This is a genomic window from Rhodococcus wratislaviensis, from assembly GCF_041228765.1.
In the GTDB taxonomy this organism is placed as follows: domain Bacteria; phylum Actinomycetota; class Actinomycetes; order Mycobacteriales; family Mycobacteriaceae; genus Rhodococcus_F; species Rhodococcus_F wratislaviensis.
Genome location: NZ_CP150488.1, coordinates 1,226,454 through 1,248,690 on the forward strand (window position 1 = coordinate 1,226,454; position 22,237 = coordinate 1,248,690).

General features: G+C 66.5%; 20 protein-coding genes. 5 read left to right on the plus strand and 15 right to left on the minus strand.

The annotated features are described in order from the left end of the window. Positions 1-16: 16 nt before the first annotated feature. Genes WKC72_RS05490 through WKC72_RS05510 form a run of 5 tightly spaced genes read right to left on the minus strand, consistent with a single transcriptional unit; the run spans position 17 to position 5,028 of the window. A complete protein-coding gene (locus WKC72_RS05490) occupies positions 17-958 on the minus strand; it encodes an MBL fold metallo-hydrolase (RefSeq protein WP_370181969.1) in 942 nt (313 codons plus the stop codon). Between the two features lies 1 nt (position 959). Next, positions 960-1,880: an alpha/beta hydrolase gene (locus WKC72_RS05495; RefSeq protein WP_370181970.1), complete on the minus strand. Its 921-nt coding sequence runs from the start codon at positions 1,878-1,880 to the stop codon at positions 960-962. A gap of 16 nt (positions 1,881-1,896) precedes the next feature. Beyond that, the gene (locus WKC72_RS05500) at positions 1,897-3,024 is read right to left on the minus strand and encodes an FAD-dependent oxidoreductase (RefSeq protein ID WP_370181971.1); all 1,128 of its coding nucleotides are present in this window, start codon (positions 3,022-3,024) and stop codon (positions 1,897-1,899) included. Positions 3,025-3,038: 14 nt separating this feature from the next. Then, a complete protein-coding gene (locus WKC72_RS05505; RefSeq protein WP_128640685.1) occupies positions 3,039-3,992 on the minus strand; it encodes an aryldialkylphosphatase in 954 nt (317 codons plus the stop codon). A 49-nt stretch (positions 3,993-4,041) separates the two neighbouring features. After that, positions 4,042-5,028, minus strand: coding sequence for a phosphotriesterase (locus WKC72_RS05510; protein WP_370181972.1), 987 nt, complete (start codon positions 5,026-5,028; stop codon positions 4,042-4,044). A gap of 147 nt (positions 5,029-5,175) precedes the next feature. Here WKC72_RS05510 and WKC72_RS05515 point away from each other — a divergent pair, with 147 nt between their 5' ends. Beyond that, positions 5,176-5,763, plus strand: coding sequence for a TetR/AcrR family transcriptional regulator (locus WKC72_RS05515; protein ID WP_037243042.1), 588 nt, complete (start codon positions 5,176-5,178; stop codon positions 5,761-5,763). Here WKC72_RS05515 and WKC72_RS05520 read toward each other — a convergent pair. Genes WKC72_RS05520 through WKC72_RS05535 form a run of 4 tightly spaced genes read right to left on the minus strand, consistent with a single transcriptional unit; the run spans position 5,673 to position 9,219 of the window. Next, positions 5,673-6,686 (minus strand): LysR family transcriptional regulator, encoded by a 1,014-nt coding sequence (locus tag WKC72_RS05520; protein WP_255221770.1) that lies wholly within the window; start codon positions 6,684-6,686, stop codon positions 5,673-5,675. The two genes, WKC72_RS05515 and WKC72_RS05520, sit on opposite strands and share 91 nt — an antisense overlap. Positions 6,687-6,725: 39 nt before the next feature. Then, entirely contained in the window at positions 6,726-7,856 is a 1,131-nt protein-coding gene (locus WKC72_RS05525) for an NAD(P)/FAD-dependent oxidoreductase (RefSeq protein WP_370181973.1), read from the minus strand. Further along, positions 7,853-8,047 (minus strand): ferredoxin, encoded by a 195-nt coding sequence (locus WKC72_RS05530; RefSeq protein WP_370181974.1) that lies wholly within the window; start codon positions 8,045-8,047, stop codon positions 7,853-7,855. Before WKC72_RS05530 ends, WKC72_RS05525 begins: the two co-directional genes overlap by 4 nt. Beyond that, complete coding sequence (locus WKC72_RS05535; RefSeq protein ID WP_370181975.1) at positions 8,044-9,219, minus strand: cytochrome P450; 1,176 nt, start codon at positions 9,217-9,219, stop codon at positions 8,044-8,046. The genes WKC72_RS05530 and WKC72_RS05535 overlap by 4 nt, the downstream gene beginning before the upstream one ends. Before the next feature lie 150 nt (positions 9,220-9,369). Here WKC72_RS05535 and WKC72_RS05540 point away from each other — a divergent pair, with 150 nt between their 5' ends. Beyond that, the gene (locus WKC72_RS05540; RefSeq protein WP_370181976.1) at positions 9,370-10,491 is read left to right on the plus strand and encodes a DUF3500 domain-containing protein; all 1,122 of its coding nucleotides are present in this window, start codon (positions 9,370-9,372) and stop codon (positions 10,489-10,491) included. Next, positions 10,488-12,044, plus strand: a complete 1,557-nt coding sequence (locus tag WKC72_RS05545; protein WP_370181977.1) for a HupE/UreJ family protein — start codon at positions 10,488-10,490, stop codon at positions 12,042-12,044. The genes WKC72_RS05540 and WKC72_RS05545 overlap by 4 nt, the downstream gene beginning before the upstream one ends. Here the strand turns inward: WKC72_RS05545 and WKC72_RS05550 are convergent. The 5 genes from WKC72_RS05550 to WKC72_RS05570 all read right to left on the minus strand — a co-directional run bounded on the left by WKC72_RS05550 (position 12,041) and on the right by WKC72_RS05570 (position 17,406). Further along, entirely contained in the window at positions 12,041-12,820 is a 780-nt protein-coding gene (locus WKC72_RS05550) for an NAD(P)-binding domain-containing protein (RefSeq protein WP_370181978.1), read from the minus strand. The genes WKC72_RS05545 and WKC72_RS05550 overlap by 4 nt on opposite strands. 67 nt (positions 12,821-12,887) lie before the next feature. Continuing rightward, positions 12,888-13,301 carry a carboxymuconolactone decarboxylase family protein gene (locus WKC72_RS05555; protein WP_370181979.1) on the minus strand — a complete coding sequence of 138 codons (414 nt, stop codon included), beginning with the start codon at positions 13,299-13,301 and terminating at the stop codon, positions 12,888-12,890. Positions 13,302-13,386: 85 nt separating this feature from the next. Continuing rightward, positions 13,387-14,757 carry an NAD-dependent succinate-semialdehyde dehydrogenase gene (locus WKC72_RS05560; RefSeq protein WP_370181980.1) on the minus strand — a complete coding sequence of 457 codons (1,371 nt, stop codon included), beginning with the start codon at positions 14,755-14,757 and terminating at the stop codon, positions 13,387-13,389. A 29-nt stretch (positions 14,758-14,786) separates the two neighbouring features. Continuing rightward, positions 14,787-16,406, minus strand: a complete 1,620-nt coding sequence (locus WKC72_RS05565) for a flavin-containing monooxygenase (RefSeq protein ID WP_370181981.1) — start codon at positions 16,404-16,406, stop codon at positions 14,787-14,789. Between the two features lie 64 nt (positions 16,407-16,470). Next, a complete protein-coding gene (locus WKC72_RS05570) occupies positions 16,471-17,406 on the minus strand; it encodes an alpha/beta hydrolase (RefSeq protein ID WP_370181982.1) in 936 nt (311 codons plus the stop codon). A gap of 220 nt (positions 17,407-17,626) precedes the next feature. On the opposite strand from WKC72_RS05570, the gene WKC72_RS05575 reads away from it, so the two are divergent. Continuing rightward, positions 17,627-18,685 carry an alcohol dehydrogenase gene (locus WKC72_RS05575; protein ID WP_370181983.1) on the plus strand — a complete coding sequence of 353 codons (1,059 nt, stop codon included), beginning with the start codon at positions 17,627-17,629 and terminating at the stop codon, positions 18,683-18,685. 13 nt (positions 18,686-18,698) lie between these two features. After that, positions 18,699-20,513 carry a helix-turn-helix domain-containing protein gene (locus tag WKC72_RS05580; protein ID WP_370184266.1) on the plus strand — a complete coding sequence of 605 codons (1,815 nt, stop codon included), beginning with the start codon at positions 18,699-18,701 and terminating at the stop codon, positions 20,511-20,513. Positions 20,514-20,589: 76 nt separating this feature from the next. Here the strand turns inward: WKC72_RS05580 and WKC72_RS05585 are convergent, their stop codons facing one another. Then, entirely contained in the window at positions 20,590-21,960 is a 1,371-nt protein-coding gene (locus WKC72_RS05585; RefSeq protein ID WP_370181984.1) for an MFS transporter, read from the minus strand. Between the last annotated feature and the right edge of the window lie 277 nt (positions 21,961-22,237).

Consider the following 22,237-nt stretch of genomic DNA (forward strand, 5'->3'; position numbering starts at 1 on the left):
CGACTCTCTTTCTCTGTCAGAGCTTCTGGTTGAACTGCGTGTGGTAGCCGTGCAGCGTCGTGAAGAACGGGGACGGTTCGAGTGCCGGGTCCCCCTCGTAGCCGAGTTCCTCCGCCACCCGGGCGAACGGCGAGTACGCCGAGTGCGTTACCTGCAGGCCGTCCTGCAGATACCGATGGGCCGCGTCGCTGACCCGTGACTGGATGTCCAAGCTCTCCTGGAGGGCCTGCCGAGCCTGCTCGCTGTCGAGTTCGACCCCGTAGGCCACCCCGTCCGCCCGGCGGTACGGATGCCCCAGATACAGGTGCTGCGGACGGATCTCGTCGCGCAGGTACTGCACGCTCGACCGGTAGGCGACCGGATCCTCGTAACCGGGAAAGCCGTTCGCGGCGCCGTGGACCTGCACGGCGTCGCCGACGAACACGGAGTTCTGGCCGTTCACCACATAGGCCACCGATCCGGCGGTGTGGCCCGGGATGGAATGCACCGAGACGGTGACATCGCCACCGAGGGACAAGGTCTCGCCGCCCCGGACCGCGATGGACGGCTCCATCTCCCCGGAGATGACCGTCTGCGCCGTCGCCGTCTGCTTCGCGGCGCCCTGCGGGTCGTTCAGATACTGCCCACGCACCGCCACGTATTCGTCCACGTGCGCCTGCCGCGATCGCAACAGGTGCGCGTCGGCCTCGTGGATCACCACCTGGGCACGCCTGCCGGTCAGTTCACACAGGGCGTGCGCCCCGCCGAGGTGGTCGATGTGGCCGTGGGTCAACAGGATCCAGCGGACGTCCTCGATGCGGCGCCCGAGAGTCTCGAGCGCGGGGGCCATTCCCTCGGCGGGCGACGATGCGATTCCGGTGTCGACGATCGCCGGCTCGGGTGCGTCGATGAAGAAGCTGTAGAGACCGAATCGGCCCCAGGGCGAAACGAGTGGGTGAATCTTCACGTCCTGCGTCATGTCACTTCCCCGGAGCGGAATGAAGGAACTCGGCCGTCTCCTCGAACACCTTCTGGTACTCCGGGATCCAGGAGAAGTTCTGGACGAACCCGTGGTTGGCTCCGGCACGGCGACTGACCTTCGCGTGCACTCCGGCCTCGTTCAGCCGCGCGCCGTAGAGTTCGCCCTCGTCGCGCATGGGGTCGAACTCGGCGGTGACGATCAGCGCCGGGGGCAGTCCGGTCAGATCCTCGCGCTTGATCGGGGAGACCAGCGGGTCTGCCGGATCCGCGCCGCTGTCGACATAGAAGGCATTGAAGGGCTTCAGTCCCGCGGTCTCCACGCCGTACCCTTCGGCGTTCTCCCGCAGCGAGGCGTAGCGGTCGATGTCGAAGTCCAGGTCCAGCGACGGGTAGAACAGGATCTGGTGGGTGATGCGATCGAAACCCTCGTCGTGTGCCATCGCGGCGACGGCGGCGACGAAGGTGCCGCCCGAACTGTCGCCGGCCAGCGCGAGCGTCGAGCCGTCCCACTTCAGGGCCCCGCCGTTCTCGGCGACCCACCGCACCACCCTGAGACAATCCTGGAGGCCGGCCGGGAACGCAGCCTCGGGCGCCCGGCGGTACCCGACGGAGACGACCTTCAGCCCGGTCTCCTTCGCCAGGGACCGCGCGACATGGTCGTGGGTGTCGAGGCTTCCGAGGAAGAACGCCCCGCCGTGGAAGTACACCAGCAGTCCGTACGAGTCGGCGTCGACCGGCGTGTAGATCCGGACCGGCACGTCCCCTGCGGTGGTGTCCTCGACCGCGTGGAGCGGCAGGCGCTCCTCCACGGGCGCGACGCGTGCTTCCTCGCCGGCGCGCATGGCCGCCGGGTCGAGTGGGCCCTCGGGCGGGGCGGGCAGGTTGGCGATCACCTGGGCGATCTGGGGGTGCAACGGCATGTCGGTGACCTCGTTTCTACTTTGTGGCGGGCTGCTGAGCGGCGGGCTTCTGACCGGGGAAGACGTCGTCGACCTCGTCCTCGGTCCACCCCTGACGCGAGATGCGCTGCAGCTCGTCCGTCACCGGCTTGCGGGTCGCCTGGTACGACGCCAGCGCGTCCTTGACGGAGTCGGCCTCCTGCAGGGCGTCGGCGAGCGCGCCGGCGTCCAGGATCGCCGAGTTCGCACCCTGCCCCTGGTGGTGCAGCATCGAGTGCGCTGCGTCGCCGACGAGGACGACCGAGTCGGAGTGCCACCGCTCGACCGGGTCGATGTCGTAGACCGCTCGAATGCTCACGGTGTCCAGGTCGAGGCCGCGGGCGATGTTCACGATCCGCTCGTCGAAGCCCTCGACGGTTGCCACGATGTCGTCCTTCGTGATCTGCGGCGCCCAGGTACCGTCCGGGCACAGCGCGGTGATGTCGAAGGACACCTGGCCCCGGTGGCGCAACGGCAGCAGGTACACCTTCGTGCCCCTGCCGATGTACATCCGGAGGTTGTCGTCGACGACCATGCCGTGGGCGTCGTCGACGGAGATCACCGCGCGGTAGGCGTGCTCCCCGGAGAACACCGGGCCCTTGTCGCTGAAAAGCTGTTGCCGCACCACCGATTTGATGCCGTCGGCGCCGATGACCAGATCGGCTTCGACGGTCTCGGCGTTGGCGAAGGTGAGGACGGAGCGGTCGCCCCGGTCCTCGACGGACTCGAGCTTGTGACCGAGGTGCACCATGCCCTCGGGGAGCACGCCCAGGAGAGCGTCGATGAAGTCCCCGCGGTGGATCAGGTGGGTCTTGGTCGCCTCGGCGTAGTCGTCGATGCCCGGCCACGTCTCCTTCATGATCGGATCATCAGTGGCGGTGAGGATCTCGAAGTAGTCACTCGGCGAGCTGACGTTCGCGATCGCGTCGAAGATCCCCCACCTGCGGAAGCGGTCCATGGTGGACGGACGCAGACCGATGCCGGCGCCGACCTCCCGAACCGCGGTGGCCTGCTCGTACACGGTGACGTCGGCGCCGAGCAGGCTCAGGGCCTTGGCCGCCGCAGCGCCGGCATACCCTGCGCCGACGATGGCGATGTTCAGGTTCTTCAGCTCTGTTGGTTGCATGGTTCTCGTCCTTGTCAGTTCTGGATGGTCAAGAAGTCGGCGGGGTTCTCGACGAACAGCTGGGTGATCGTGGCCTCGTCGATCCCGGCCTCCCGCAGGTCGGGGATGAGGTCCTCGAAGAGGTAGTTCACGGTGTGGCCCTTGACTCCCGGCCACCCGAGCGGACTGCAGTTGGCATCGACGCCGGCGAGCGCCCTGTCCAGGTGGCCGGCACCGAGGAACCGGAGGAAGTGGTCCAGGCGCTCCTTGCGGGGGCGGGCCCAGAACGGCGGATCCTCGAGTTCGGTCTCGTACCCGAACGTGTCGAAGCCGACGCGACCGCCCTGCTCGGCGATCCAGGTGTCGCGCGTCTTCTCGGCGTTCACGCCGTCGTCGACATGTCCGAACAGCACGCGGTCCAGCGGGAGGCCCTCGTCGTGGAAGATGGCGATGGCGTTCTCGGCGTCGATCGCCAGATGGGTCAGGATCGGCACACCGGTGCTCAGGGCGGCGCGGGCCGCGGCGCGGTAGATTCGCTTGTCCAGCTCCGTCATTCGGCCACCGCGGCTCACCCCGACCTTGATGACGCCGGCGCGGCTGCCGGTGTTCCCGATGCCGACGGTGATCTCGTGAACGAACTGCCGGGTCAGGTAGTCCACGCTCGCCCGCTCGAAGAACGGCAGGGCGGTGTCGCCGCCGACGAATCCGGTGCAGGCGACGATGTGGACGCCGGTCTTCGCGGACAGCGACTTGTAGTAGTCGACGTCACGACCGTTGCAGATTCCGGTGACGTCGACGAAGGTCCCGCCCCCGTACTCGTGGAACGTGCGCAGCTTCGGGACGGTCTCCGCGTACCGCTCCTCGGGGGTTTTCCACCACCTCGTGTCCAACTCGGAGCCGGGCATGCCGTACCCGATGTGCTCGTGGATGGCGACGATGCCCAACTCTTCGGTCGGGATCGGCCCCAGGACTGTATTGACTCTCGACACAACACTCCTCTTCGGGAAAGACGACACTTCGATGGTGGATTTCGCGCGGTCAGCGCACCGACAGCAGTTCGCGGGGGTTGTCCACGAGGATGCGCTGGACGTCCGTGTCGCCGAGCCCCCGCGCGGTGAGGAGGGGCACGAACGTCGACAGGATGTAGCTGAACGGCACGGCGCACTCGGGCTGACCCTTGGCCACTCCGATCGCATTGCTCGAGAGCAGGATTCGGTTTCCGTGGCCGGCCTCGACCAGTTCGCGCACCACGGCGGCGCGCTCGTCGTCGGTGATGTGGGAACCGCCTTCCGAGCCCACGTGGTCCAGGGCGACGTACGCGCCGCGGCGGGCGATCTCGAGCGGTGCGCCGTCGGCGACCGCATCCTTGCGGTCGAGCCCGCCGACGACGACGCGATGGGCCGGCAGCTTTTCGTCCACGACGATCTCGAGGTCAGCCGCCGCGTCCTTCCCGTAGCGGAGGGAGACTGCGACTCCGGTCTGCAGTGCGGCCCGGGCAGCGCCACGGAACAGGCTCTCGTCGGTGGGTGTCATGCCTTCGCGGGTCGCGGTGGTGGTCACCAGACCCGCGGCGCCCCGTCGCTCGACACGCGGGATCACCATGCCCTCGGTGATCTCCTTGGTGAAGAGGTCGGCGAACTTCTCTGCGGGCCACGGTGTGGGCGGGTTGGTCTGCGGCGTCAGGAAATAGCCGCCGAGCATCTCTTCGGGGCCCATGCCCGTCGACGCGACGATGTGCACGCCGGTCGAGCGGGAGAGTGCCTCGTACAGCCTCACGTCGCGACCGTGGAACATGCCGGTGCTGTCGACGATCGTCCGTCCGCCGTGGTTCCGGAAATCCGTCACCTTCGCCGCCAGGATCTCGAAGATCTCGGCGCGGTCCATGGCGATGTCGAACGCATGCTCCGCGCCGGGAACCACGGAAAGCAGTGCCTCGTGAACCGAGACGATCCCCAGATCGCCGGCGGATACGGGGCCGAGGACGGTGTTGACGGTGTTGTTCTCGGCGGTCTGGGTGCCAGTCATCGGCACTTCCTTTCGTGAGCGTCATGTCTGCATGACGTGCTGCGCATCACGGTAGGGATTAACATTACATACTGTCAAGTGAGTGAATTAGTAGGCAGGTGACTTGTCGGAGGGATTCGTGGCTGTACTGCGGATAGAATCCGGGCCATGTCGCTCCGTGCCGCTCAGAAGCAGATGACCTACGAGCTCTTCCTCGCGAAGGCGCTCGAGCTGTTCGGCGGGAAGGGCTACTCCGCGACCACGATCGACGACATCGCCACCGCCGCAGGCTCGACCCGGACCACCTTCTACCTGCACTTCTCGTCGAAGGCCGAGGTGATGAGCGCGCTGCTGACGAAGGTCGACGCGATCCTCACCACGGCCGACGACCCGACGCTGACCGCGGTGGTCGCGTCCGGCTCGCGCGACCTGATCCGGGAGTGGCTGGACCGCAAGTTCTCGCAATGGGACGAGATCAAGCCCTACCTCACCGCGTCCTTCCAGGCCGCACACGAGCCGGACGTCGCGGCCAAGACCGAGCAGTGGTTCGAGGACGCGGTCGGTCAGATGACCGACGGGCTGGACCGGGCGAAGCGCTTCCCGCCGGACCGTCGCCAGGTCCGGTGCGTGCTCGCCTTCGGCCAGCTCGAGTACCTCTCGCGCCGCTACTTCTCGGTCGGCTGGCGGATTCCCCGCGAGGTCTGCCTCGACGAACTCGCCGACTCCTGGTGCCACCTGCTCGCGTCGGACAACTGAGCCTCGAAAGTCGTCGCTTCGACGAGGATCTCCCGCAACCAGCCGATGAACGCCGCATCTGCCAGACGCGGGTTCCACACCATGTCGACCCTCAACGGTGAGATCGGCAGCGGGAACTCCTCGATCCGGAGGTCCACCCGTTCGCGCATCGCGACAGCGACCCGCAGGGTGTGCACCGCAACCCCACCGGCCGTCGCCACCAGATGCGGGATGAGCAGGTGGTCGGCGACGAGTTGTCCGATCCGGTACTGCACGCCGTGCGCGTCCAACGCTGCATACGGCGCCACCCGGTGCCGGGAGTCGTACGTGACGTGGGGCACCGAGGTGAGCAGGTCCAGTGCAGACGCCTCGGGATCGCTGTCCGGATGGGCGATCACCACCCAGCGGTTCTCGTACAGCCGCTCACGCGGGTGCGGCGACGCGAACGCCTCGGACAGGAGTACGACGTCCACCCCGTCGTCGGTGAAGTCGCTTGCCTGAGGCTCGACGAAGTTGCGCACCCGGAGGGTCGCATTCGGTGCCCGCTCCGCGATCAGTCGCGCCAAAGCGGGCCCGACGACGAATGCGGTGCTGGTGGTCATCGCCACCGTGATGGTACGGCTGTCGTGGGCCGGGTCGAAGCCCGGAAAGTTGACCACCTGGGCGGTCTGCCGCAGCACGTCACGCAGTGGCGCGATGAGTTCCAGGGCGCGCGGGGTGAGCACCAGCCCGCTGCCCTGCCGCGTCACCAGGTCGTCACCGATCATTCGGCGCATCCGTCCCAGGGCATGACTCATCGCGGGCTGGGACATGCCCACCCGGGCCGCGGCGCGGGTGACCGATCCCTCCTCGAGGAGCGCCAGCAGCGGCACCAGCAGATTGAGGTTGACCGAGGCGAGCCGCTCCAGGCCGAGATCACTCGAATGATCCCCGGGTTGGTTCATCCACACGAAGTTACGCGTCCTCCTCCCGAACCGTCGGCGTCATGCTCCGGCCGAGGCCATGCGCCGCAGTCTCGGGATCGGGATCCGGTGGTTGACGGCGACCGCGACACCGTGGCCGTCGTCGTGAGTCCAGCGCATCACCGACGGTCCGTGCGGGCTGTCGCCGAGGAGGAACTTCGGTTCACCGGCGGCCGGCAGATGACCGGTGGCCTTGAGGTTCAACCCGAACTGCTCGGTCCAGAAGTACGGATCGAAGTCGAGTTCCGGCGCCTCGTCGCCGGTCAGTAGTGCGAGGGCAGCGACCTTGGCCTGTTCGATGGCGCTGCTCCACAGCGGAATCCGGCGTACTCCCGTCCGCGTCGGGACGGCCGCGACGTCCCCGGCCGCGACGATGCCGGGCCCGATTCGTCCCCGCGAGTCCGCTTCGAGGCGGCCGCCGGTCATCAGTCCACTGGTGGCCAGCCACTCCGTGTTGGGGATGTCGCCGATCGCACTGACGAGCAGGTCGGCCGCGACCCGTGATCCGTCCCGCAGGACCACCCCACGCGCATCGTCGATCCCGGCGGCCGCGCCGGCGACGATGGTGAGTCCCCGGGCGACCGCGGCCGCGGTGAACGCGTCGGACAGGCAGGGCCCCAGATGCGACAGCATCGGCCGGCCGTCGGCCACCAGCGTGACCCGGCATCCCGCCGACAGGGCAGCGGACGCGATCTCCATGCCCAGCGGACCGGCTCCGACGACCACCACCGACGGCCGGGCTGCCAGCCGTTCCCGGAGAACCAGGGCATCGTCCAGGGTGCGCAGGGTCAGCTCAACGCTGCCGTCGCCACCCAGACGCCGGGCCCTGGAACCGGTGGCGATCACCAGTCCGTCGTAGGGCAGGTCCGAACCGTCGTCGAGACACACGCGGCGGGACTCGACGTCGAGGCCGACTGCCGCCACCCCGAGCACTTCGGTGGCCTCGTGCGTGGGCGGCGCCAGTTCGTGCGAACCGCCGTCGACCAGGAGCGTCTTGGAAAGCGCGGGTCGCGAGTACGCCGCCCGGGGTTCGTCGCCCACGACGGTGAGGTCGCCGTCGAAACCTGCGGCACGGAGGCTGTCACACGCGGTCTGGCCGGCGATCCCGTTGCCGACGACCAGAATTCGCCGGGGGGCTTCGGTGAGTTTCATGCGAGTCTGAGTGCGGCCACGGGGCAAACCCGGACAGCGGCGCCGGCGTCAGCAAGTTCAGGGCTCCCCTCGGGGAGTTCTTCGACGTCGAGGATCAGTTCGCCCTCGTCGTCGAGGTGCATCAGATCGGGAGCGATCTCTTCGCACAGTCCGTGGCCCTCACACCGAGGCCGGTCGACCACGATTCTCATGCCGGGACCACCTTCAGGATCTCGAGTGTGTCGATGGAGCGGGTGATGTTGCTGGGCAACCGAACCGGCTCGGCGGCCACCAGACGCTGTGCGTGGACGGCGAGTGCCCCGATGACGGCGTGGGCTTCCAAGCGGGCCAGGCCCTGGCCTGCGCAGCCGTGCGGGCCGTAGCCGAAGGAGAGATGGTCGACCGGGTTCCGTTCGACCAGAAAGTCGTCCGGGTTCTCGTAGTGCCGCGTGTCGCGGTTGCCCGCACCGAAGAGGATCGCCACCTGGGATCCGGCCGGCACCACGGTGCCGTCGATGATGACGTCCCGGGTGACGAGGCGCCCCCAGGCATGTACCGGCGCCCAATATCGGAGTATCTCGTTGAAGGCTGCGGGAACCAGGGCGGAATCCCTTCGGACCAGATCGAATTGGTCGGGGAAGGCAGAGAAGAGCGCGACGATGTTGCCGAGCGCGGCGATCGTGGTGTCCACTCCCGCGCCCAGGTACTGGTGGATGATGTGGCCGGCGGTGCCGGGAGGAATGGCGCCCCGATCCTCGGCATCGAAGATGCCGCGACCGACCGATCCCGGCGCCAGATCCTCGGCCCGCACCCCGGTGCACCAACCGTAGAGTTCGCCGGCGATCGGGAAGTTCTCCGCAGTCCGCTGGTTCATCGGGCCGATGACCTCCATCGCGGCCTGTCCCCAGCGCAGCATGTTGTTGCGCACCTCGCCGGTGAAGCCGATCAAGTTTGCGACGACCTCGAGCGGAAGGGCGCGGGCCAGCGCATCGATGGCCTCGAACGATCCCCTGTCGACCAGGTCCGCGACCAGCGCATCGGCCTTGGTCTGGATCTGGTCCCTGATTCCCCGCAGCGCCCGTGGGGAGAGGTTCTCGGTGAGCGTCGCGCGCAAGTCGGTGTGGATCGGCGGGTCGGAGGCCAGGGACGTGCCTTGCAGTGCCTCGTTGACCATGGAGTTGAAGCCGATCGTCCGGGACGAGAACGTGCCCGGGTCGGCCAGAGCGTCGCGGATGGCGTCGTACCGGGTCAGAGCGTAGACGCCGTTGGCGGGCAGATGCACCACCGCGCCGAGATCGCGGAGTTCGGCGTACGTCGGATAGGGGTCGATCAGGATCTCGTCGGCGAAGAGGTCGATATCGGAACTCGCGGGTGTGCTGGTCATGCACCCAGTGAAGTGACTCCACTTACATAAATCCAACTCATATTGTTCATATAGGAACATGCATGCAGTTGATGTGAACGTCCGGCGGTTCACAGGAAAGTGCCAGCGACTTCACGGGTCGACCGGATTCTGTCTACTTACGCTCCTTCCATGCGAACTCAGAACTCCCGTGTCACCTCGCCGAAGAAGTTGATCGTCGCGTCCTCGATGACGATGCTTCTCGGACTCTCACTCGTAGCGTGCGGGACCGACAGCGACACCACCACCCCGGCACCCACCTCCGCTTCGGGTTCTGTCGCAGCGACTATGGCCACCGCCGACGCGGGCAGCGTCGTCGCAAGCGCCGAGGCATTCGCGGCTACTCTGACCGACGCTCAGAAAGCGTCACTGCAACAGGAGTATTCGCTCGAGAATGCGCAGAAGTGGTCGAATCTGCCGCAGGCACTGCTCCGGGGCGGTCAGGGGCGGATCGGCCTGCAACTGAGCGAGCTCGACGACACTCAGATCGCCGCGCTCGACACCCTGTTGCAGGCGGTCACCGGCTCGGCGGCGGGCGACGGGTACGACGAGATCCAACAGCTGCTCAACGCGGATGACTACCTCGCGGCCAGCGGCGGCGGAACCGACTACGGCCGTGGTAACTACTACATCGCCTTCCTCGGCACCCCGTCCGATTCCGGGACGTGGGAATTGCAGTTCGGTGGCCACCATTTGGCGTTCGCGAACACCTACGTCGACGGCGCGCTCGTCGGTGCCACCCCGTCGTTCCGCGGGGTCGAACCGTTCGGCACGTTCGAGCAGAACGGCACGTCCAATTCCCCTCTCGCCAACGAGCAGTCTTCGTTTGCGGCGCTGCTCGCAGGACTGTCCACCGAGGAGTTGGCCACAGCGAAACTCGATTCCGTGTACAGCGACCTGGTGCTCAAGCCGGGTAACGACTGGGCATTCCCGACGACCAAGGAAGGCGTGCAGGTCTCGACGTTCACTCCGGAACAGAAGCAACTCGTCATGGCCGCGATCGCCACTTACGTCGACGACATCGACGACGCGGACGCGACCACCATCTTGGCGAAGTATGAACGCGAGCTGGGCCAGACCTATGTCTCGTACTCGGGTAGCACCGGCGTGACCGAGCAGAACGACTACGTGCGGATCGACGGACCGTCGGTCTGGATCGAGTTCTCGATGCAGCACGGCATCGTGCTGTCCGGGAACCACCCGCACTCGGTGTGGCGTGATCGGACGACGGACTACGGCGGAACGCAGGAGTGATCATCCCTCGGCTGTGCAAGTCGGTTGCGGGGTTGATGGTGGTGCTCTCATCGATCGGACTGTGGCTGATCGGTGGTACCGCACAGGCTCACGTTCTTCCGACCACCACCATCGAGCTCGACGTTCACGCGGCGGAAATCGATGCCGCACTGACGATTCCACTGAGCGACCTGGAGGCCGCAAGCGGGATCGACCTCGGATCCGGCAGCCAGAGCGACGTCGACGCGCACTCGAGCGAACTGCTGGACTATCTGGAGGACCATTTCGCGCCGACTGCGCTGGATGGCCGGCCGTGGGCGGTCACGTTCGACGAACTCACCGTGGGCTCGTCGGAGGACCTCGGTACCGGAATCTATGACACGGTCACGACGACGGCGCATCTTGTTCCACCTGCCGGCGCCGATGAACGCTCGTTCGATCTCGGCTACGACGCGGTGATCCATCGCGTGGTCACCCATGTCGTCATGGTCACCGTACGATCCGACTGGTCCACGGGAACAATAGATTCCCCGCGAGAGATCGGCACTGTCGGAGTGGACTCCGTCACCGGAGACATCACGCCACTGACAGTGCGCCTCGACGACGGAAGCGCCTGGCAGGGATTCGTCAGTATGGTCTCGCTCGGTATCACCCATATCCGGGAGGGAACGGATCACCAGCTGTTCCTGCTCACGTTGTTGCTACCCGCTCCGTTGCTCGTCGCCGCCCGGCGATGGGGTGGTCCAGCGCGGCCTGTAGTGGCGGTGCGCAAGATAGCTGCGATCACGCTGGCGTTCACCGTCGGCCACTCGGTCACCCTCGCGTTGGGCACGATCGGCTTTCCGGTTCCGCAGCAGCCCGTCGAGGTCCTCATTGCGATCAGCATTCTCGTCGCTGCCGTTCACGCAATCGTGCCGATCTTCGTCGGTCGTGAAGCGTTGATAGCGGGGATGTTCGGTCTCGTCCACGGTCTCGCGTTCTCGGCGACGCTCACCGAACTCGATCTCACCGGTGGGCAACTCGCAGTCAGCCTGCTGGGTTTCAATATCGGTATCGAGCTGATGCAACTCGCCGTCGTCGCTGTCGTGCTGCCGCCGCTCATCGTGCTCGCGCGGACCCGTATCTACCAGCCCGTCCGGGTAACCGCGGCCGTACTCGCCGCGGCAGCAGCAGTCGGATGGGTATTCGATCGGGCAGGGTTTCCCAACATCGTCGCCGACGTGGCGGACCGCCTGGCCGACGTGACGCCGTATATCGTTGCCACTCTGTGGATTGCCGCGGTCGCCGTGGCGGCTCTACTCGTGCGGGGCCGCGTCGTCGGGACGGCCGGGCCAGACGCGTTTGCGACACCGCCGGACCGCAGCCACAACCGTGCGACACTGCGCCCCATCCTGCAGGAACTTCTGGCCGCCAAGCCCGCGTCCGAATGGTTCGACATCGTCACCGAGGCACGGTTGCCGTGTGCCCCGATCAATGATGTCCGCAGCGGAATCGAATTCGCGGAGCGCATCGGGCTGGAACCCGTCGTGGCGGTGGGCGACGGTGAAGAATCTCTTCCCGGGGGCGCAACCTAGTCGATACTCAGCAGCGCACGCGCCTGAAGGATGGCCTGCTCGACGTCGTCGTCGAGGCCTCCGGCGGGCAGTGCACCGATTTCGCCGCGGAGCAGTCCGACGTCCTTGAGCAGCAGGTCGTACTGGACGTCGACGAGGTTGTCACTCATCCAGCTTTGTCCGGTTGACACGGCGATCACGTCGAAAAGGCCCTTGGCGGGCGTGCCGAGATGCTCGGCGAGAGTGAGCATCCGCGCGGTGGCGGCCAGATTGTAGGTGGCCAGCGCATTGTTGAGGAGCTTCACCAGGGCCGGCTGACCGTAGGACTCCATGCTGAACACGCGGCCGGAGATGTCGGCCAGCAGCCGGTCCTCGGCGGGGGTGGCGTCGGGTCCGGCGAGGAAGATGGTCATCGAGCCTTGACGGGCACCCTGGGGGCCGCCGGACACGGGGGCCTCGAAGACGCGCCAGTTGTCCGGGGCCGAAGACATGATCTTCCGGGCATCTTCCGGTGCCAGCGTGGTGTGGACGAAGACGGTCAGCGGCCGCGCGGTGTGGTCCTGGAGCGCCGCGAACACGGACGACACCTGTTCGGCCAGCCGCACCGCGACGTGGACGCTGTCAATGGACGGCCAGTCGAGTGCCGCGAGGTCGCTTCCGGCCGGTGACTGGGTCTCGTCCGACCACTCGCGGACGCGTTCCGCGTTGAAGTCGTAGCCGTACACCTCCTGCCCCAGCTGGGCGAGATGTGCGCCGATGTTTCCGCCGATGGGTCCGAGTCCAATTACCAAGTGCATGAGCGTTCCTCGAGTGTGTGAGCGAGCAGGTGTGGAAGAGAATGCCGGACCGGCATGGCAATTCGGCTCAGACCGTGGGAAACTCCGGGACGAGACCCCGCTCTGCCATGACCTGCTTGACGAGGGTCAGGCCGTTGAGCACGCGCGGGAACCCGACATAGGGGATGCAGTGGATCAGAGCACCGACGATCTTCTCCTTGGTCAGGCCCACGTTGAAGCCGGTGTTGATGTGCAACTTCAACTGGGGCTCGGTGCCCAGGGCGACCAGTGTGGAGATGGTCACCATCGTCTGCTCCTGCTGGGTCAGGCCGGTCCGGGAGTAGATGTCTCCGAAGGCGAAGGAGACGATGTAGTCGGACAGATCCGCGTCCAGACTCTGGTACGACTCGACGAGCTTGACATGGTCGAAGGTATTGGTGTGCTCGGGGGAGACGAGCTCCATCATGCGGTCGAGGCCGCGCTGATAGCGATCTGTGGTCATGTGGGTATTCCTCATCAGCTTGTCGGAGAAGGGTTTGCGCTACACCACCGGGCGGTGACACCCGGTGGTGTAACTATCTCTGTACCTATGGGTTTCGTACCAGCTTCTTGTTGGCGAACTCGTTGAACCCATATCGGGCCAGCTCGCGGCCGACGCCGGACCCCTTGACACCGCCGAACGGCAGGTCCGGGGAACTCTTGCTGGTGCCGTTGATCCAGACCATGCCGGTCTCGAGTTCCTCGGCCACGCGGTCGGCCTTGTCCGGGTCCGAGGTGAACACGCTGGACGAGAGGCCGAATGGGGAGTCGTTGGCCAGGTCGATTGCCTCGTCGATCGATCCGACGCGGTGCACGACCGCCACCGGGCCGAACAGCTCCTCGCTGAACGCGCGCATCTCACGCGTGACACCTGCCAGCACGGTGGGCGGGTAGTAGGCGCCGACCCCGTCCGGCCGGTGACCGCCCAACAGGACGTCGGCCCCACGGGAGATCGCCTCTTGGACAAGCTTGTCCAGTTCCTCGACACCCGCGTTCGATGCCATCGGCCCGAGCTTCGTGTCGGGGCTGGTCGGGTCGCCGGGCTGCCAGCCGGCCATCCCGTCGACGAATTTCCCGACGAACTCCTCGTACACACGTTCATCGACGAGGAACCGCTTCGACGCGGTGCACGCCTGCCCGCCGTTGCCGAGCCGCCCGACGACGGCAGCGGCAGCCGCCGCGTCCACATCGGCGTCGTCGAGCACGATGAACGGGTCCGAGCCGCCGAGTTCCAGCACGCACTTCTTCATGTGCCGGCCCGCGACCTCGCCGACAGCCGACCCGGCCTTCTCGGATCCGGTCAGCGACACACCCTGGACACGCGGATCCGCAACGGCATTCGCGACCTGCACCGAGGAAATGAAGGCATTGCGGTACACACCCGCGGGCAACCCCGCCTCGGTCAGGACCCGTTCGATGGCGAGGGCTGACTGCGGGCAGTTCCGCGCGTGCTTGACGATGATCGTGTTGCCGAGGGCAATGTTCGGCGCCGCGAAACGAGCCACCTGGTAGTAGGGGTAGTTCCACGGCATCACCCCGACGAGCGGGCCGATCGGCTCCGTGCGGACGACGGCCGTGCCGGACCCTGTGATGTCGAGAGGCTCGTCCGCCATGTACTCCTCGACATGGTCGGCGTAGTACTGGTAGATCGAGGCGACCAACTGCACCTCACCCCTGGCCTGGGCGATCGGCTTGCCCATTTCCAGGGTGAGAAGCTTGGCCAGCTCGTCGGCCTGCTCGCGGTGGATCTCGGCGGCCCGGGTGAGGACGATGCGGCGCCGCTCCAGCGGTGTGGTGCGCCAGGAGCGGTAGGCGGCCGTGCTGTGTCCGATGAGAGCGTCCAGCTCCGCATCCGAGATCTCCGGGTACTGCGCGTTCTCTTCCCCGGTGACCGGGTCGATGGTGGTGTAGACACCCATGGGGTTCTCCTGTGTGGTGATGAGGGGTGTCAGGCCGCGATCGTCTCGGCCGACTCGAAGCCGCGGTATCCGTCGGCGGTGACGTCGGCCAGGACGGCACGGTAGTTGCCCAGCCCGCCCAGGTAGAACAGGACGCTGGGCTTCTTGCCCGGGACGTTCGCGCCGAAGATCCACGAGTCGACCTTGGTGAACACCGTCATGTTGGCGATCTCGGTGCATGTCTCGGTCCATTCGGCCTCGGCCTCCGGCGTGGGTTCGATCGCCCGCAGTCCGTTGCGTTCGGCGTAGTCGATCGTGTCACTGATCCACTCGACCTGCGTCTCGATGCTCGGCGGCAGGTTCGTGAACGGACCGTTGGGTCCGAGGACCATGAACCAGTTGGGGAAGTTCGCCGTGGAGATGCCGAGGTAGCTGGTCGGCTGCCCGTCCCAGTGATCGTTGATGTTCAGGCCGCCCCGACCGCGGATCTCCATGCGCCGGTAGTTGCCGTCGACGGCGTCGAACCCGGTGGCGAAGATGAGCACATCCAGTTCGTGCAGGACGCCGTCCTCGGTCACCACACCCTTGGCGGTGACCTCGCGGATCGGGTTCTCCCTGATGGCGACGGCTTCCACGTTCGGCCGGTTGAAGACCTGGAAATAGCCGTCGTCGCACAGCGGGCGGCGGGCGAACAAGCCGGTCGGCGTCAGCTTGCGGGCCGTCTCCGGGTCCTCGATGACCTCGGCGATCTTGGAACGAATGAAGGACGCTGCGGCCTCGTTGGCTTCCTCGTCGGTGGCGATGTCACCGAAGGTGGCGAACATGAAGCGGAAACCGCCGCCGTGCTGCCAGGCTTCCTCGAAGATGCGGCGGCGCTCCTCCTCCGAGACGCTCATCGCCGGTACGGTGCTCTCCTCGAAGCCGAAGGCCACCGACGAATCCTTGACCTGTGTCCAGATCCGGTCGTAATCGGCCTTGACCGCGTCGATCTGCTGTGTGGTCACGGGGCGCTTCCCGACCGGGACGGAGTACTGCGGGGTCCGGACGAACACGGTCAGGTGCTCGACCTCCGGCGCCAGGGCCGTGATGACCTGCTGGCCGGTGGAACCGGTGCCGATGACGCCGACGCGGCGGCCCGCGAGGTCCTTGCCCTCGGGCCAGGCGGCGGTGTGGATGGTTTCGCCCTCGAAGGCGTCCAGACCGGGCAGGTTCGGGAGATTGATGGCGGAGAGCAGTCCGACGGCGTTGACGACATAGGTGGCCCGGTAGACGGCGCCGGAGTCGGTGGTGACCTCCCACAGTGCCTCGTCGTCGAGGTAGACGGCAGAGGTGACCTCGGTGCCGAAGCGGAAGTGGCGGCGCAGGTCGAAACGGTCGACGACGCCCTCGAGGTTCTCGAGGATCTCGGGCTGGGTGATGTACGTGTGCTTCCACGTGCCGTCCTGCAGCAGGTCGGAGTCGAAGGAGAAACGGTAGACGTGACTCTCGGTGTCGGAGAGGGCGCCCGGGTAGCGGTTCCAGTACCAGGTGCCGCCGGGACCGTCTGCCTTGTCGAAACCCACTGTGGTGAGGCCGAGTTCGTTGTGCAGCTTGTGGACGGCGTAGATGCCGCCGAACCCGGCGCCGATGACGACGGCGTCGACGATGCGGGGTGTGGTCTGGGAAGTCATGGCGAACTCCTGTGTCGTTCTGATGCAGGGAAGGAAGCGGTGAAAGATGAAGGGGCCGAGGTAGTTACTTGCGGTACCAGGCGGCGAGCTTCTCGAACTCCTCGGCTACGAGGGCGGACCGTCCGGCCAGGAACGGGTAGACGTGCTGCTGGCCCTCCCCGATGGACAGGGTGACATCCACACCGGCTGCTGTGGCGCGCTCCTCCAGACGGGTGGCGTTGTCGAGGAGCGACTCGACGCTGCCGGCCGTGACGTACAGCCGCGGGAAACCGGTGAAGTCGGCGTGCAGCGGGTTCGCCAGCGGTGTCTTCGGGTCGACGATGCCCCCGAGGACGCCGGCGATCATGCCCTCGAGCAGTTCCGGGGTGATCAGCGCGTCGGTGTCGTTGTTGGTGACGAGGGTTTCGCCCTTGTTCTCCATGTCGAGCCACGGGGAGAAGGCGACGACCCCGCCAGGGCCCCGCTTGCCCTGTTCCTTCAGGGCCAGGGCGATGGCGATGGCGAGGTTGCCGCCCGCCGAATCACCGATGGTGGTGATGTTGTGCGGGGCGATGCCGGAGGCGACGAGCGCATCGAACGCGGCCACCCCGTCCTCGACCTGCGCCGGGTGCTGGAACTCGGGGGCCCGGCGGTAGTCCACCACGAAGCTGACGGCGCCGAGGGCCTTCGCGACGTGGGCGGCGAGCTTGCGGTGGCTGGACGCCGACCCGACGGCGAATCCGCCGCCGTGTGTGTACAGGAGCACCTCGGACGTGTCCGCTGCCTCCGGTAGGCACCAGATGCCCGGGACTCCGCCGACGGCGTCCTCGCGGTACGTCACGCCCTCCGGCTCGACGGTCGGCTGGTGCCACTCGTCGAACATGGAACGGAACAGGCGCATGGTCAGGTCCGGCGTCGCCGCCATGATCTGGGACCAATCGGCGTAGAGGTCGCGCAGCACGTCCCGGCCCTCGGCATCGGCGGAAGTGACGCTGAACTGTTCGGAGATGTTGGTGGTCATGGTTGCCTTTGGTTCGATTTCGGACCAGGGATTGATGCCTCGTCCGTGTTCTGTGTCCCTGCCGCGGCCGCCCCGATGTGATGGCCGCCACGGCTCCTGGATCAAACGTAGAAGGATGTTTCGACCCCCCTGTGTTCCGATGTGAAACACAGTGGGCCTCGAATATCTGCACATGATGAGGGGACACCTGACAGCCCACCCCGAACGAGGTAGTCCCCCGATGCATGCATTCGCCGTCCTTCCCGACGACAGCACGATCCATGACCTGGATATCCCGACCCCGAGCCCCGAAGGCCGGACGGTCCTGTTGAAAGTGACGCGGGCCGGCGTCTGCCACACCGACACCCACCTGCGTGCGGGTGGATACGACCTCGGCAGCCGCGGAATGATGAATATGAAAGACCGCGGCATCGAGTACCCGATGGTGCTCGGCCACGAGGTCGTCGGCATCGTCGAACGGGTCGGTGACGACGTCGAATCCGTTCGCCCGGGCGACGTGCGGCTGATCTACCCGTGGATCGGCTGCGGCGAATGCCGCCACTGCCGCGAAGGTAGCGACAACCGTTGTGCTGCAGGAAGAAATCTCGGTGTTGCCCGCCACGGTGGCTACGCCGAATACATTCTCGTCCCCGACGAGAAGTACCTCGTCGACATCGAGGGCATCGACCCGAGTTGGGCTGCCACCCTGGCCTGTTCGGGTCTGACCGCCTACAGCGCCGTCGACAGGATCCTTCCCCTCGAACCGGATGAGCCGGTCGTCCTGTTCGGCGCGGGAGGTCTCGGGCTCACCGCCGTCGCGTTGCTCCGCGCCCGGGGTCACCGCAACATCTGCGCGGTCGATGTCGCCGAGGGGAACCTCGCCCTGGCCCGGAACATGGGCGCCTCGAGCACAGTCCTCTCCGGGCCCGGCAGCGGCGCCAAGGACATCCGACGCGCGGTCGGCGGACCGGCGAGCGCCGTCGTCGACTTCGTCAACAACGGCGTCACTGCCACGTCGGCGTTCGAGGTCCTGGCCAAGGCGGGGCACATGGTCCAGGTCGGACTCTTCGGCGGCGAAGTCACCATCCCGACCGCACTGCTGGCCCTGCGCATGATCCACATCGAGGGCAGCTTCGTCGGTACTCTCGCCCAGCTGCAGGACCTGGTGCGGATCGCGCGAAGTGGAAAGCTGCCCAACATCCCGGTCGTCGAACGGTCGCTGTCCGCGGCAGAGGTCTCCCGGGCCCTGGACGACCTCACCGCCGGGGGCATTGCTGGACGCATCGTCCTGACTGCTTGACACTGGGATGGTGATGGAAAAGTCACGCCGCGAGGACGAGGTCCGGAGTGCCCGCGAACTGCTGATCACGCAGGGGCTGGTCCGGGCTTCCGTTCCCGCGTCCCTCGTCGCCGAGGAGATCGAGCAGAGCTGGCGCCGCTCGGTCTCACATCGTGTCGATCCCGGGGTCGGACCCCACATTCTGGGGGAGATCGACCCCGACAGCGCCATCCTGCGTGCCGCCGGCCGGATCCTGGACCAGTGGCAGACCAACCTCACCGACTCACGGATGACCCTCTTCCTCGCCGACGAGGACGGTCGCATCGTTTCGCGCCGTATCGTCGACACTCAGGACGAGCGGGCACTGGATCAGGCCAACGCGGTGGAAGGTTTCGACTTCTCCGAACAGTCCCTGGGCACCAACGGGCTGGGCACCCCCATCGAGTCACGTGGGATCGTATTCGTCCGAGGCACCGAGCATTTCAACGATGCCCTCGCTCAACTGGCGTGCGCGGGCGCTCCCATCAAGCACCCCATCACCGGGCGGATCGTGGGTTCACTCTCCATCGCCTCCCACATCGACGTCGCCAGCCCGTTGATGGTCGCGATGGTGCGGCAGGCCGGACATCAGATCGCCGAAGCGCTCGAGCTGATGGCCGACTCCCGGGACCTCGAGCTGGCGCGCACCTACCGCCTGTTCCGGTCGTCCCGGCACCCGGTCCTGGTCATGAATTCGGAAACGGTGATGACGGATCTGCCCGCCCTCGCCCACTTCGACGCGGAGTCCCACGCCGACCTGTGGGAAAAGCTACGCCGCCACCGCTGGGATCAGGACGAACTTCAGGTCGAGTTGCCCACACTCGGAGCCGAGGCGATGGTCCGGCGCCTCGGCCGCGCCGGCCAGGACGCGATCTTCGCGCTGGAGTTCACGTCGCAGGCCGCAGCCGGACAGGTGACCATCGCCCACAGCCAGGACAGTGCGGCCGCACCCGCCGGTGGCGTTGCGGTGGACGGCGTGGCGTCCCACCGGACTCGGCCGACTCCGTACAGCGACGTGCAACGGCAGCTCACCGCTTCCGCAGACGTCGAGGGGCTCATCCGCGTCGTCGGCGGCCCCGGCACCGGCAAACGCCACCAGGCCTCGAGATGGCTGCGCCAGCACACCAGCCAAGAGCCCGCGGTCGTCGCCGCCCGCGATCTCGCTGCGGATGACGCGATCTGGGCCGGCGGGGAAGCCGCGTTGCGGGAAGGCCGCGGCGTCGTCGTGGTGGGAGGAGATGATCTGTCCGACGACCTGCGTGCGCGTCTCGGCGCCTTCGCGAGGCTCTCGCGCCCGGGAGCCCCCGCGGGTGCCCGTGTCATCCTCACCGAACGCGCCGGCGATGCAGACGAAGACGGAGCAGACGCCGATCCGCCGGTGGTACGCGTCCCCGCCCTCACAGAACTGCGCGACGAGCTGCCCGACATCGTGCGCGCGGTCGCTGCCGAGCTCTTCCCAGGCGCGCCGGCACTACGCTTCTCCCCCGCCGCGCTCCAGTGTCTGCTGGCCTGGCGTTGGCCCGGCAACGTCGCCGAGCTGAGCCGGCTCCTCACCGCCTTCCCGTACCCGGTTCGCAGCGGCCTCATTCAGACCAAGGACCTGCCCGCCCCCATGCGGCAGACGGCCTGGTCGTCGCTGAGCCGCTACGAGCAGGCAGAGCGCGAGACGATCGAGGGCGCCCTGCGCGAAGCCGACGGCAACAAGGCTCGCGCCGCCAAGATTCTCGGTATCGGCCGCACCACCCTGTACCGCAAGATGCGGGTCCTGAAAATTGATGCCGACGAACGAATGATCGCCCCCGGACCGTGATCTCGGGGCGAAGCGGCGCCATGACTTAACAGACCCCAGACAATGTGTCCGGGGTCTGTGCATTGTCCTCGAAGGACTAAATCGTCGTGGCGGCTGCGGATCGCTCGCGGTCTTCGGAGTGCAGTCGGTCCAGCATTTCTGCACTTCTCGGACCGCCGAGCAATTCTGCGGGAGTCTTCGACGTCTCACGCATTCCGATAACCGCGAGCGCAGCGATTCCGGTGGCAATCGCGCCGAACATTGCAACCGGAAGCCAGCCCGACGGACCCGAGCCGAGAAGCAGGGCCGCGATCAACGGAGCGAATCCTGCAAGGAGGTTACCGATCTGGTTGCTGACGGCCATACCCGTGAAGCGAACGGGCGCAGGGAATTGCTCGGCGAAGAACGACGTCCACACGCCGTTGTAGCAACTGAAGAACAGTGACATGTTGACGAACGCGAAGATCGCGATCAGCCAGACATTCGTTGTCGAGATCGACCACAGGTACGCGAAGACCGTGAGCGCACAGCCGGCAGCGCCGATCAGCATCGTCCGCTTCCGGCCGATGACGTCGGAGAGGTAGCCGGCTGCGGGGATCCCGAAGATCGACAACGCTATTGCCCCGGAGATGATGGCGAGCATGGCGCCCCGATCCACCCCGACCGACGTGGCGTACGAGAGGCTGAACACGGCGAACAAGGTTTGCATCGACGCCATCAAGGATGCTCCGGCGACCCGGATCACGTCGCGCCAGTGATGCTTGATCACGTCGTTCAGCGGGCGCTTCCGGACCCGGCTTCCCTCTTTTGCTTCGGTGAACGCCGGAGTTTCGTCCAGATGGCTTCGCACGTAGTAGGTGATGACTACGACTACGGCGCTGAGCCAGAAGGGAATTCTCCAGCCCCAGGTGTACAGCGCGTCGTGGGGCAGCATCGCGACCGGGAGAAACACGACGGTGGCAAGTGAGCAGCCGACGGCGTAGCCGACCATGACGAAACTGGTGAAGAATCCCCGGCGCCCGACCGGGGAATGTTCCACGGTCAAGGTCGACGCTCCCGCCGATTCCGCTCCCGCGGAGAATCCTTGAACGACGCGGAGGGCGACCAGGAGTACCGGGGCGAATAGGCCCACCTGTTCGTATGTCGGAAGACACCCGATGGCAAAGGATGCGACGCCCATCATCACGACTGTGGCCAGCATGACGCGTTTACGGCCGAGTCGATCGCCGAAGTGTCCCATCACCACCGCGCCGACAGGTCGGGCCACGTACCCCACAGCGAATGTCGCGAATGATGCGATGAGCGCGACGGCGGGGTTGCCGGGGGGAAAGAACAGCACGTTGAAGACCAGAGCGGCTGCGGCGCCGTACACGAAGAAGTCGTAGTACTCCAGTGCGCTGCCGAGGAGCGCGGCCGTCGCCGCACGACGGGGCGTCATCGTGGGCGGCGACGATGGTGCAGTTGTCATGTGTTTCTCCTGAAACAGACTCGGTGGTGGCAGGGCGTGGCCCGAGAGCTGTGTGACCCTCGGTAGCCGATGGGCGGCATTGTGATGGCCGCCACGGCGTGTGGATCAAACGTAAGAGCATGTTCCAACCCACCTGTGTTCCGCTTTGGAACACCACGACACCTGGGTAGCTGACCGATCCTGGAAGCACCCACCACAGGCCGCAGTCCATATTTCGATTTTCAGGAGACAAGCGTGACCGCCATCGTGACCCGTGATCCGAGCACCCAGCTGGACG